This is a genomic window from Pseudarthrobacter albicanus, from assembly GCF_018224015.1.
GTDB classification, from domain to species: domain Bacteria; phylum Actinomycetota; class Actinomycetes; order Actinomycetales; family Micrococcaceae; genus Arthrobacter; species Arthrobacter albicanus.
On record NZ_JAGPOT010000090.1, the window covers coordinates 1 to 11,084 of the forward strand.

Sequence of the window (11,084 nt, forward strand, 5' to 3'; positions counted from 1 at the left end):
AATATCCGCGCTGGGCCGCCTCAATTCCTTGCATACACCCAGTCTTAAGGACCACTGCGCGAAGTCCAGCAGGCGCGCCTTAAACCACCCAAATTGTTCAGCGCAGTCCTAGACGCGTGAGCAGCATCAGCCGTTGGCCGTCCGAAAGCGAGGCAGAGTCGGCGACGTTCCACGAGAGTTCGACGCGGCTGTCCGAGGTGTTGACTTGTTGACCTCCTGTTCCTCGCGGCCGTCGGCGTCGCCGTCCTGCTGGCGTCGCTGGTGGTCTTCCATGAGACTCTGCCGGCGAACCGGCGGCCTGTTTACGATGGCCAGCGGCGTGGCTGTGAACAGCCCGCCTGGTCAGGGGGCAGTCCAGGGCGCGGGCTGAATAGCTACCGAGTACCCGCGGCCCGGGGTTCGGGCCGCTTATCGCTGTCTCGGGGTGAACGCGAGACAAAGGTATGGACAAGCAGTGCGATGAACACCACCGCGCAAAGGACCGCGCCGATCCCGAGCGTTGCGCTGATCCCGGCACCCGACGGGTGAAGGTCCGGCGCGATGTCCGCCGCGAGCACCGCGCCCGCAACGGCGGTGCCGAATGAGCTTCCCACGGTGCGCAGGACCTGGTTGAAGCTCACGGAGCTGCCCAGCTCTGCGGTGGCCACGCTGCGGGCAATCAGCGCAGGCATGGCCGCGTAGCTCGTTCCCATTCCAACGCCCAACACCAGCATCCCGATCAGGATTTCCCAGAGTTCGGTATGGGCCAGCCAGATAATTATTCCCGCGGACGCCATCACGCCGGCGCCCATCGGCAGCAGGGCCGTGAGGCGGATCCGGCGCGACAGGCGGCGCACCAGGCGGTTGGCGCTGAAGCTTCCCACCGAGAGCGGGAACATCACGAAGCCGGCCCAGAACAGGGGAAGCGCAATCCCGTAGCCGGTGGAGGCGGGCGCCTGGGCGACCAGGCTGGAGATCGAAAGGCCGATGTACATGGCGGCGCCCAGGCCGGCCGCCGTGCCGTTGGCCAGCAGCACTTCAGCATTCCGGAGAACCCGAAGGTTGACCAGGGGATGCCGCGTCCGCAGCTCAGCCCCGACCCAGGCCGTAAGGACGATGGCCGCGAGGATGAAGGCGCCGATGGTCGATGGTGAGCTCCAACCCCAGTTGGGCCCTTCGCTGACGCCGAGGAGAAGGGCGCCGAGACCGAGGCCGAGCAGGCCTGCGCCCCTGAAGTCGAACGGGATCCGTGGGGCCCGTTCGTCAGGGCCCGCCGGCACAACGCGGAAGACCACAATGATGGCCGTGACCACGAACAACGCGGCGAACCAGAACGCGAACCGGAAGTCCATGAGCCCGGCAATAATTCCGGTCAGGGGGTAGCCGATCCCCATACCCGTGGAAACGGTCACCGACAGGCTGGAAATTGAGAATTGCACTTTTTCGGCGGCCACGTAGCGGCGGGCAAGGGCGATGGTCACCGGCACGATCCCGTAGCTCAGGCCCTGAAGCGCCCGTCCGATCAGGAAAACGGTGAAATTCGGTGCCGCGGCGGCGATGATGGACCCGATGAGGATGATCAACAGCGACGTGAGCAGGAGTCGCTTCTTGTGGGGGCCGTCGCTGAGCCGGCCCATGACCGGCGTGGCGACGGCGCCGACCAGGAGGTTGATGGTGAGCATCCACTGCGCGGTACTCACCGTAACATCCATCTCGCGGGAGATGGTGGGAACCAGGAGCATGCCCAGGGAGCTCACGATCGCCGTGGAGAGGGCTGCGTAGACCAGGGCCGGGATCAGCCGTGCGCCCGATCGCGCCTCAATCAACGGACACATCCGATCCAAGCTTTTTCAGGACTGGGATGGCCGCCTCCAGCGTCTTCCGCTCGTCCGGCGTCAGGCGCTCCCTGATTGCCTGGTCCAGCCACTCATGGCCGGCCGAGGACTCCTCGCGCAGCTTCTGCCGCCCCGCGTCCGTGAGTTCGATCCAGATCCGGCGCCGGTCTTCAGCGTCGGGGACGCGGACCACGAACTGCCAGCGCTCAAGCTCCCGGGCGGCGAGCGAAATGCCTTGCGGGCTGACCCGCCCGGCAACCGCCAGTTCCGAGGTGGTGGCGCGCCCATGCTCGGCCAGATGCCGCAACACGCCCATCTTGCCGGGGGAGATGGTTCGTTCGGCGTTCAGCCGCCTCAACAGCGGATACAGGGTTTCGAAGAAGGAGGTCGTCATCGCCTGGAGGGTCATGCGTCAATTATACAAGCAGCTTGATCAAGTTACTTGTGCATTGCTGGCAAGCTCACCCCGTCTGCTCCACCGCCGCCAGGATCGCCTGGCCCAACTCCACAGGTTTGGTGAACTGGGGCCAATGCCCGGTGGGGAGGTCCACGTACTCGACGTCGTGGATGCGGGCCAGCTCGGCGACGAAGGGGTGGCCCGCGTCGATCCATCCGGTCAGGAGCGATGACGGGAATTCGCATGCGATCACCGTGGCGGGGACCTCGTACCGGCGGACGTTGTGCAGGTGCTGCCTGCCGTAAGCGACGCCCTTGGGCTGTGGAATGGCGCGCGCCCGGAACGAAGCACGGAGCTCGTGGGTGAGGTCCACCAGATCGGCGTCCTCGAAGCCCTCCCATGGCGGCAACGGCACGTCATCGCCGTCGGTGGGCAGCTGGTCATTGATGACGCCGCCCTCGCCGAGGGGTCCGCTGTCCACGTAAATGTTCCGCGCTACGCGGTCAGGCCGCGCGTCGGCCACGCCGTGGATGATCGCGCCCCCGCCCGAGTGCCCCACCAGGACCACATTTCCGTCCATGGCGTCGACGGCATTTACGACGGCGGCAATATGGTCCTGCAGGCTGATGCCCGCTCGGGGTGCATCGACGGATTCGAGGCCGGGCAGCGTCATCGCGTGGGGCGTGTGCCCCGCCGCGGCCAACGCCGGCGTCACATGCTCCCACGACGACGCGTCCAACCAGAAACCGGGTACCAGGATGATGTCCATGACGGAACCCTACTCCGCGCCCCCGGCGCCGGGTAAGGCCGGGGCGGTCAGGCCGCCGTCGCGCATCACAGCGACGGCATCCGTCAGCGGGCCGAATTCGGTGTCATGCGTGACCATCACGGTGGCCACCTGGAATTCGTTCGTGACACGGCGCAGCAACCCGACGATCGATGCGCTGTGCACGTGGTCCAGTGCCGCCGTCGGCTCGTCCACGAGGAGCACCTTCGGACTGCCCATCAGGGCCCGGGCAATGTTCACCCGCTGCCGCTGACCGCCCGAGAGCTGATGCGGACGCTTGTCCGCGGACGCGGCCAGCCCCACCAGATCCAGGAGTCCCGCGGCCCGCGAACGCGCAGCCTTCAGCGGTTTGCCGCGCAGGTGGTGGCCAATGATCAACTGTTCGACGGCGGTCAGGGACGCCAGAAGGTTGGGCTGCTGGAAGATGATGCCCACCTTCTCCCTGCGCAGCGCGGTCAGTTCCCTGTCCTTCAGCCCCGCCTATTGGTCCCGTCAATCACCACGTCCCCGCCGCTGGGGCGGACCAGGGTGGCGGCGACGGCCAGGAGACTGGATTTGCCCGAGCCCGACGGGCCCACCGCTGTACGGTGCGCGCCTGGTGCCGTAGGCGAAGAAGCCGGGCAGAGGGGGCCCGGGCCACGACCGGCGGACGCGCGGCGTCGCTCAGCGGGGGCCTGGAGGGCGGCTACTTCGTGGAGCCGACGGTTTTCGCCGGCGTCACACCGGACATGCGGATCTCCCGGGAGGAGATCTTCGGGCCGGTGCTGTCGATCCTGAAGTACGACGACGCCGGCGGCAGTGTTGATGAGGCTGTCGCGCTGGCCAACAACACCGAGTTCGGCCTCGGCGGACTGGTGTTCGGCCAGGACCCCGAGGCGGCACTCGCCGTCGCGGACCGGACGGACACCGGCTCCGTGGGCATCAACTTTTTCGCCTCCAACCATGCTGCGCCGTTCGGCGGCCGGCGTCGGACCCAACGGCCCTACCGCCACCCCGGGGGACAGGAACATAATCGAGGTATCAACCCCGGTCATGAATGGAGGCGGTCGTCGTGTCGGTCTATACGCTTGGGATCTGGTTGGTGAAACCGGGCCGTGAGAACGATTTCGTACAGGCCTGGCGGGACCTGGCCAGGAAGACGCAGGAGGACTACCCGGCCGCCAAGGGCGTGCTGATGCACGACCGCGACGTGCCGAACCGGTTTATCAGCACCGGGCCCTGGGAGTCACTGGAGCAGATCGAGCAGTGGCGGGGCTCTGAAAATTTCCAGCACAACCTCCAGGCCATCAAGGAACTGCTGGAACACTTCGAGCCGCACACCCTGGACGAGGCGGCCACCATCGGCTGAAGTCTGCTTCCGCCGCCGGCGGCCGCCGCGGCGCCCGGAGCTCAGCCTTCCGTCAGCGCCTTGAGGACGGCCGGCAGGAGGATCTCGTTCCTGCCCCACACGGGATCGAAGATCTCCACGTACCAGGAGTCGGCCAGGACCAGGGCCAGGGCATCGTTGGCCTCCTCGGACCACGCAGTGAGTTGCTCCGGGGTGACGGGGCTTTCACTGCTGCCCAGGACCGTCACCACCTCGTCCTGCTGCACCGTCACCGGAATGGACGCACGGCTGGCTTCCCCGGGGGCGTGAGCCACGGTCACCAGGCCGGTCCGGGCGGAGAGCTGCAGCAGTGCCGACGCCGCCTCCGTGGTGCAGAAAGCCGTCAGGTAGGCCCGCTGCGCGTGGCCCTCCGCGAGGACGCCCGGTTGTGATTCCTTGGTGAAGAGGCCGTTGCGGTTCAGCTCGGCAAGCCGGGCGGCGATGCCCCTGGTCTCTTCATCAATGCCGGGCGTGAAGGTCCCGGGCTGATACTGGCTGCTGCCCTCCAGCCACCGTGCGGTCAGCTCGCCGGCCGCCGGGATCGTGGCGGCCTGCCGCCAGACCTCGCGGTCGGCCAGCAGGCGCCCGAAGCCGTCCCGTTCCGTCGTGTACTGATCCTTCGACATCGAAATTCAGGCCTCCTGCACGACGGAGTGCCGCTGCAGCAGCCGGGCCAGGCGTTCGGAGCTGAGCCTGAGCGCCTCAAGCTCACGCCGGCTGAACTCGTCGATGCTCCGGTTGACCCGCTCCGCGAGCTCCTCAGTATCGTCGTCGAGTGCGTACTCGTGGCTGAGCGTCACCACAGACTGTCCGTCCGCCCGGTGGATGTCCCACGTTCCGCCGAGCGCCAGGAACGGAGCCTCGACGTCGAGCTGGCGGAACTCGGCGCCGTGGCCGGCCGCGTCGAAGACCCGCCGGCAGCGGCTCGAGCTGAGCGATCCGTTGGCGACGACGGAGGTGCGAAGTTCGTGGTTCGAATCGTCGCCGCTGACCCGCTCGGAGTAGACGGTGAGGCCGTCCAGATACGGCCAGTGCGCGGAGTCCCGCAGCATGCTGAAGATGACATCCTCAGGGGCGTCGATGCTGAGCCGGTGCACGGTCCGGCGGGTGCCCAATGACATGTCCACCCCTCCTGTTCGTGTGGTCTTCTATGCAGGCTAGGCCCAGCGGCGCCCCTCCGGGTAGAAATTCGTCCCGCCGCGTCACGAACGGCAACCTGCGGTAACACGGGGCCGCCGCAGGTCATGTCCAGGGCCTCCGGATTAACTGCGCTTACCCCTTGTATCCCTTGGTTTCACCACGCTTTGACCGGCATTCGGCCGCGCCGGATAGTTGCTGGCACGAGCACTGAATCCACGACTTCCAAGGGGAGAATCATGTCCAGAAATACAGTCAAGACCGGCGTCAGCGTGGCCCTGGCCGCCACCACCCTGCTGGGCCTGGCGGCCTGCTCCGACCCCGGCGCGTCGGCCGCCGGTAGCGGCACCCCGGCGTCGTCGTCGTCCTCCTCCGGAGTCAAGACGTTCAACCTGTCTCCGCAGCAGGACCGGGTGAAGGCCACCGTCGACAAGGCCGCTGCCGCGCTCGTCCCGGACGCCATCAAAAAGGACGGCAAGCTGACCGTGGCGGTCAGCCCGTTCGCCGCGCCGCTGGCCGTCTACGCCACCGACAACAAGACACCGGTCGGCAACGAGGTGGATATCGCCGTCGCGCTGGCCGAGTCGCTGGGCCTGGAAGCCGAGATCGTGCCGACCGCCTGGGCCGACTGGCCCCTCGGCGTCGATTCGGGCAAGTATGAGGCGGTGCTGTCCAACGTGACGGTGACCGAGGAGCGCAAGCTCAAGTTCGACTTCGCCAGCTACCGCGACGACAAGCTGGGCTTCTACGCCGCGGCCGGCAGCGCCATCACCAAGGTGGAGACCGCGCCGGACGTTGCGGGCAAGCGCGTGATCGTGGGCTCCGGCACCAACCAGGAATCCATCCTGCTGCGCTGGGACGAGGAGAACAAGAAGAACGGCCTGAAGCCGGTTGAGTTCCAGTATTACGACGACGATTCCGCCTCCCAGCTGGCCCTGGCGTCCGGCCGCGCGGACCTGACCTTCGGTCCCAACGCCACGGCAGCCTTCAAGGCCGCCTCGGATGCCAAGACCAAGCTCGTGGGCCTCGTGGACGGCGGCTGGCCGCTGAAGGCCAGCATCGCCGCGGCCACCAAGAAGGACAACGGCTTCGCCGTCGCCGCCGCGGCCGGCCTGAACCACCTGATCCAGGACGGCACCTACGCCAGGATCCTGGACCGCTGGGGCCTGAGCGCCGAGGCCGTGAAGAAGTCCGAAGTGAACCCGGCCGGCCTACCCAAGAAGTAAGGCCGCCGGAGGGCAAGGAAGACCAACGCGGGGTCACATCGCGTCCGTCCCGAAGGGGATCATGGGCGCGAGGTGACCCCGCGTTGCTGTTGTCCTCCCGGAGAGTCCTCCGGCCCTATCCAGATGGACGCCGCACGCTCTATGGTGATTACCCAATCGAGGGAAGGATCAATGATGTTCACGCTGCAGGTAGGTTATCCGGTCCGGGACTACGCCGCATGGAAGCAGGCGTTCGATAAGGATCCCGCAGGCCGTGCCGCCTCGGGCGCCCGCTCGATCCGGGTATTTCGGGACACCGACGACGAGAACAATGTGGCCGTGCACCTGGACTTCGACACGAAGGACGCCGCGGCTGCGTTTCTGGAGCGGCTGCGCGCCCAGGTGTGGAATAACCCGGAAATAATGGAGCCGCTGATGGCGGCACCGCCGACAGCCAGGCTCATGGAGCAAGTGGCCAGCGAAAATCCGGCCGCGGGCTGACCGGTCACCAAGAAGTAGCTTTTCTCGCATCGATTGCTCCGCAACTGCCCTTCCGGGGGCTGAAAAGGGCGGTTGCGGAGCAGCCGATGAGTCTCAGACACAAAAGAATGGGGAGTCAGACCCGGGCTTCGGCTTCGGCCGCGGCGGCAGGGCGCACCGGGGTGGCCAGGCCGAGGTTTTCCCGCAGCGTGGTGCCCGCATACTCGGTCGGGTACACGCCGCGCTCCTGCAGCGCCGGGACCAGGTGGTCCACGATCTCATCGAGCCCGCTCGGGATCAGCCAGGGCGAGATGTTGAAGCCGTCGACGGCGCCGGCGCGCGCGTACTCCGCCAGCTGGTCCGCCACCTCTGTATAGGAACCGGTGAAGGTGGAGTCCCCGCGGCTGGTCCTGGCGGACACGAACTGGCGGATGGACAGGCCCTTTTCCTTGGCCTCGGCACGCCACTGGTCGGCGAGCTGCCGGGCCTTGGCGCCGTGGAAGCCGCTGCCGCGGGTTTCCGAGGTTTCCTCCACCACCGGATCGATCGCCGGCAGCGGTCCGTCCGGATCGAAGGACTGGAGCTCGCGGCCCCAGAACTGCTCGAGGTACGCGATCGCCTGCTGCGGGCCGATCTGCAGGCTGCGCACCCATTCCTTCTTCTCCAGGGCCTCCTGCGGCGTGGGCGCCAGGATGAACTCGCTCGCCGGCATGATCTTGACGTCGTTGGCGCCGCGCCCGGCCTTGAGCGTGCGGTCCACGATGTCGCGGCGGAAGTCGAGGGCGGCGTCGAACGTGGGGTGGGCGGAGAAGATCACGTCGGCCTGGCGTGCGGCGAAATCCCGCCCTTCCGGGGAATCCCCGGCCTGGAACAGCACCGGCCGGTACTGGGCGCTGCGCGGCAGCCGCGGCGTGACATCGACGGTGTAGTGCCGGCCGGCGTGGCGCACGCGGCGGACCGCGCCGGGGGCGGACCAGCGCCCGGCGGCGGCCGACGCCGCGATGGCGCCGTCGTCCCAGGCGTCCCAGATCTGCTTCGCGGTCCGGACGAAGGCCTCGGCGTGGACGTAGCGGTCCGCGTGGTCGAGGTAGCCGCCGCGGCGGAAGTTCGCCCCGGTCCAGGCGTTGTCGGTGGTGACGATGTTCCAGGCGGCCCGGCCTCCGGAGATGAGGTCCAGGGAGGAGAGCCGGTGGGCCAGGTCTGCGGGGTCGTTGTAGGTGGTGTTCTGGGTGGCCACCAGGCCGATGTGCGAGGTCACTGACGCCAGGGCGGCGAGCATGGTCTGCGCGTCCGGCCGGCCCGCGACGTCGAGGGCGTGCGGGCGCCCCAGGTGCTCACGCAGCCGCAGGCCTTCACCCAGGAAGAACGCGGAGAACAGGCCGCGCTCGGCGGTCTGCGCGAGGCGGCGGAACGATTCGAAGTCCGTCTGGGAGCCGGACCCGGCCGTCTTCCAGATGGTTCCCGAGTTGACGCCCTGGAAGAAGACACCGAGCTGGAGCGTGCCCGAGGGGGTGAACTCCCGGGCCGGATGCGGGTTCGGATTCTGGCTCACGATTTGTCTCCTTGATTTGCTGCGGCGGGTGCGGCGGCGGGTGCGGCGGCGGGTGCCGCGGCGGGTGCGGCGTCGGATGGTGTGGCGGCGTAGCGGCTGGCGGGCCGGGCCAGGCCGAGCTGGTCCCGGAACGAGGCATCCAGGACCACGGGGGCCAGGACGCCGCGGCGGCGGAGCTCGGGAAGCACCAGCCGGGACAGCTCCTCGAGGTCGACTTCCAGCACCGCCGGGTGCAGCCGGACGCCGTCGGCCACGCCGAGGACTTCCGCCAGCAGCTCGATGAGTTCCGCCGCCGTGCCGACGAAACGCGCCCGCGGGCTCTGCCACGGCGTGTGGCCGTCCAGCCCGGCGAGGCGGCCGGCGGCGGCCTCACCGCGGGCGTCCAGAACGACGTCGAGCTCCGCGATCAGGGCGGGCCCGGCGCCGGCGGCGCCCCCAGCGAAATCAGCGCGCGTCCCGGTGATCTCCGCGGCCAGCAGCTCCGGCGTCGGGGCCGAGACGAGGAGGGCATCCACGGCGCCGGCGGCGACCGCTTCCCGGGCCAGGAGCCCGGCGCGGGCCAGCACCGGGAGCTGCCCCTGCAGCGGCCGCGGCACGATCGACGGGCCCTTGACTGAGTAGTTTCCGCCCTCGAAATCGATGTAGTGCAGCTTGTCCGCGTCCAGGTAGCGTCCGGTGGGGACGTCGCGGATGACGGCGTCGTCCTCCCAGGAGTCCCAGAGGCGGCGGCTGACCTCGATGGAGTCGGCGGCTTCCTGCGCCAGCCGGTCCCCGGGCACGGTTTCGCGTCCGACGGCGGCGGCTTCGTCCGCGCTGCCAGAGGCGGCTACGAGCCAGCCGGCCCGGCCGCCGGAGACGTAGTCCAGGCTGGCGAGCTGGGTGGAGACATGGAACGGCTCCGTGTAGGCCGTGTCCACCTCCGGGATCAGCGCGAGGGAGCGGGTGATGGGCCCGGCGAAGGCCGCGCGCTGCAGGGCGTTGAGCCGCGCCGTTGCGTCCGGTCCCGGCCCGGCCGTCCCCGTTGCGTCCGTCCCCGCGGGGAGCGGACCAGGGTCGAGCGGGCGGTCGGCAAAGGTGGCGGCGTGGAATCCGGCGGATTCGGCGGCCAGGACGACGTCGCGGAGCCGGGCCGGGGTGAGCACGGCGGCCGGCCCGGTCCGGGACGCCCGCCACGCGGCCGGGTGGGCCCCGGCGCCGTCGAGCTCCAGCAGCAGGAGCCCACGCCCGCGCCCCTTCCCTGCGGAGGCGTGGCGGGTCCGGGGGGTCTGGCTCATGACGCGTCCTGACGTTCGTAGGGGATTTTTTCTCCGGCCTCGACGGCGACCGGCAGGCGGTTTTCCGCCGGCGGCAGCGGGCAGGTCGCCAGGTCCGTGTAGGCGCAGGGCAGGTTCACGGCCCGGTTGAAGTCGAGCGTGACCGTCCCGTCCGGGCCGGGGGCTGCGGCGGCGAGGGAGCGGTTGGCCGCATAGGTGGTGTTGCCCGAGGTCGCGTCCGTGAACAGCACGGACAGGGTCCCGGACACATGCCCGTTGAAGGCCGTCAGCACCAGGTCCCGGCCCGCCAGCCGGAAGCGGAGCTCGCCGGGCGCCTCGTAGACATGCCGGATGCCCTCGACGGCGGCGCCAACGGTGGTGCTGCGCGGCGTTTCGAAGGGCACGAAGGTCCCTTCGACGGCGAACGAGGCGTCCGGCGCGTAGGTGGGCGTGCCGCGGTAGCCGGCCAGCAGGGGATTCAGGGGATGCCTCGGCCGCACGACATAGCGGCCGCCGCGCTTGGCGAGCTCGATCACGGTATGCCCGGCGCCGGCGTCGTCCACGCACAGGATGAGCCCTTCGCGCTCGGAAACCGGGCCCAGCACTACGCTGGCCCCGGTCCCGTCCGGGTTCAGTTCCTGCCCGTCCCGCAGCAGGCTGTCGCCGGCCTCCAGAACCAGGCGGACGACGTCGTTCTCCACGCTCCAGGTGCCCGGGGCGCCGTCGAGCCGGGCCGGCTCGGCTGAAAGCCAGTGCAGGTGGGTGACGGCCAGGAAACCGTGGGGGTCCGCGCGGTGGCGTTCGTGCGCGGCGTGCCATTGGGCCCAGTCCGCGGCGAAGGTACCGTCCCGGTGGTAGAGCTTGTCCCGGTGGTCGAGCTTGTCGAGATCCGGTCTCGACGAGCTCGACCACCGGGCGGACGACGGTTCAGCGGGCGTAGACATGGGAGCTCCTGTGGTTGGCGTGGTCGGATTGGATGCGGGCCGCGGCGTCGGGTTCGGTGGTGCCTGCCTTGCCGGCGAGGCTGGCTTCGGGTCGGCCGGCGTAGGGATCGCCCTCCGACCAGAGGGTCGTGGGCGCCGCGGCGCGGACG

General features: G+C 69.0%; 12 protein-coding genes and 2 pseudogenes. 4 read left to right on the forward strand and 10 right to left on the reverse strand.

Annotated elements, in window-relative coordinates:
• Positions 1–100 precede the first annotated feature (100 nt).
• The 5 genes and pseudogenes from J9611_RS22045 to J9611_RS17300 form a co-directional block, all read right to left on the reverse strand.
• A pseudogene (locus J9611_RS22045) lies at positions 101–226 on the reverse strand (aminoacyl-tRNA hydrolase); the annotation flags it as partial.
• A gap of 148 nt (positions 227–374) precedes the next feature.
• Entirely contained in the window at positions 375–1,814 is a 1,440-nt protein-coding gene (locus J9611_RS17285; protein ID WP_246527978.1) for an MFS transporter, read from the reverse strand.
• A complete protein-coding gene (locus J9611_RS17290; protein ID WP_211881947.1) occupies positions 1,798–2,223 on the reverse strand; it encodes a MarR family winged helix-turn-helix transcriptional regulator in 426 nt (141 codons plus the stop codon). The genes J9611_RS17285 and J9611_RS17290 overlap by 17 nt, the downstream gene beginning before the upstream one ends.
• Positions 2,224–2,275: 52 nt before the next feature.
• The gene (locus J9611_RS17295) at positions 2,276–2,980 is read right to left on the reverse strand and encodes an alpha/beta fold hydrolase (RefSeq protein WP_211881949.1); all 705 of its coding nucleotides are present in this window, start codon (positions 2,978–2,980) and stop codon (positions 2,276–2,278) included.
• A 9-nt stretch (positions 2,981–2,989) separates the two neighbouring features.
• A pseudogene (locus J9611_RS17300) lies at positions 2,990–3,576 on the reverse strand (ABC transporter ATP-binding protein).
• A 9-nt stretch (positions 3,577–3,585) separates the two neighbouring features.
• On the opposite strand from J9611_RS17300, the gene J9611_RS17305 reads away from it, so the two are divergent.
• Both J9611_RS17305 and J9611_RS17310 read left to right on the forward strand, forming a co-directional pair.
• Positions 3,586–4,083: an aldehyde dehydrogenase family protein gene (locus tag J9611_RS17305; protein ID WP_307857137.1), complete on the forward strand. Its 498-nt coding sequence runs from the start codon at positions 3,586–3,588 to the stop codon at positions 4,081–4,083.
• On the forward strand, positions 4,080–4,346 hold the full coding sequence (locus tag J9611_RS17310; RefSeq protein ID WP_307857138.1) for an antibiotic biosynthesis monooxygenase family protein: 267 nt from the start codon (positions 4,080–4,082) through the stop codon (positions 4,344–4,346). The genes J9611_RS17305 and J9611_RS17310 overlap by 4 nt, the downstream gene beginning before the upstream one ends.
• A gap of 41 nt (positions 4,347–4,387) precedes the next feature.
• Here the strand turns inward: J9611_RS17310 and J9611_RS17315 are convergent, their stop codons facing one another.
• Positions 4,388–4,990: a DUF6919 domain-containing protein gene (locus J9611_RS17315; RefSeq protein ID WP_211881953.1), complete on the reverse strand. Its 603-nt coding sequence runs from the start codon at positions 4,988–4,990 to the stop codon at positions 4,388–4,390.
• A gap of 6 nt (positions 4,991–4,996) precedes the next feature.
• A complete protein-coding gene (locus J9611_RS17320; RefSeq protein ID WP_211881955.1) occupies positions 4,997–5,485 on the reverse strand; it encodes an SRPBCC family protein in 489 nt (162 codons plus the stop codon).
• 255 nt (positions 5,486–5,740) lie between these two features.
• Between J9611_RS17320 and J9611_RS17325 the strand changes: the two genes are divergently transcribed.
• Positions 5,741–6,727 carry an ABC transporter substrate-binding protein gene (locus J9611_RS17325; protein ID WP_211881957.1) on the forward strand — a complete coding sequence of 329 codons (987 nt, stop codon included), beginning with the start codon at positions 5,741–5,743 and terminating at the stop codon, positions 6,725–6,727.
• Between the two features lie 171 nt (positions 6,728–6,898).
• On the forward strand, positions 6,899–7,207 hold the full coding sequence (locus tag J9611_RS17330; protein WP_246527979.1) for an NIPSNAP family protein: 309 nt from the start codon (positions 6,899–6,901) through the stop codon (positions 7,205–7,207).
• 115 nt (positions 7,208–7,322) lie between these two features.
• Here the strand turns inward: J9611_RS17330 and J9611_RS17335 are convergent, their stop codons facing one another.
• The 3 genes from J9611_RS17335 to J9611_RS17345 are packed head-to-tail and all read right to left on the reverse strand — an operon-like array spanning position 7,323 to position 10,935.
• Positions 7,323–8,738: an NtaA/DmoA family FMN-dependent monooxygenase gene (locus J9611_RS17335; protein WP_211881960.1), complete on the reverse strand. Its 1,416-nt coding sequence runs from the start codon at positions 8,736–8,738 to the stop codon at positions 7,323–7,325.
• Complete coding sequence (locus tag J9611_RS17340; RefSeq protein WP_211881962.1) at positions 8,735–10,012, reverse strand: LLM class flavin-dependent oxidoreductase; 1,278 nt, start codon at positions 10,010–10,012, stop codon at positions 8,735–8,737. The genes J9611_RS17335 and J9611_RS17340 overlap by 4 nt, the downstream gene beginning before the upstream one ends.
• Positions 10,009–10,935: a DUF1684 domain-containing protein gene (locus J9611_RS17345; RefSeq protein ID WP_211881964.1), complete on the reverse strand. Its 927-nt coding sequence runs from the start codon at positions 10,933–10,935 to the stop codon at positions 10,009–10,011. Before J9611_RS17345 ends, J9611_RS17340 begins: the two co-directional genes overlap by 4 nt.
• Between the last annotated feature and the right edge of the window lie 149 nt (positions 10,936–11,084).

Bases quoted from the DNA above. Each gene is read 5' to 3' on its own strand.
- J9611_RS17290 (WP_211881947.1), bottom strand. From the start codon at position 2,223: ATGACCCTCCAGGCGATGACGACCTCCTTCTTCGAAACCCTGTATCCG.
- J9611_RS17295 (WP_211881949.1), bottom strand. From the start codon at position 2,980: ATGGACATCATCCTGGTACCCGGTTTCTGGTTGGACGCGTCGTCGTGG.
- J9611_RS17315 (WP_211881953.1), bottom strand. From the start codon at position 4,990: ATGTCGAAGGATCAGTACACGACGGAACGGGACGGCTTCGGGCGCCTG.
- J9611_RS17285 (WP_246527978.1), bottom strand. From the start codon at position 1,814: ATGTGTCCGTTGATTGAGGCGCGATCGGGCGCACGGCTGATCCCGGCC.
- J9611_RS17320 (WP_211881955.1), bottom strand. From the start codon at position 5,485: ATGTCATTGGGCACCCGCCGGACCGTGCACCGGCTCAGCATCGACGCC.
- J9611_RS17325 (WP_211881957.1), top strand. From the start codon at position 5,741: ATGTCCAGAAATACAGTCAAGACCGGCGTCAGCGTGGCCCTGGCCGCC.
- J9611_RS17330 (WP_246527979.1), top strand. From the start codon at position 6,899: ATGATGTTCACGCTGCAGGTAGGTTATCCGGTCCGGGACTACGCCGCA.
- J9611_RS17345 (WP_211881964.1), bottom strand. From the start codon at position 10,935: ATGTCTACGCCCGCTGAACCGTCGTCCGCCCGGTGGTCGAGCTCGTCG.
- J9611_RS17340 (WP_211881962.1), bottom strand. From the start codon at position 10,012: ATGAGCCAGACCCCCCGGACCCGCCACGCCTCCGCAGGGAAGGGGCGC.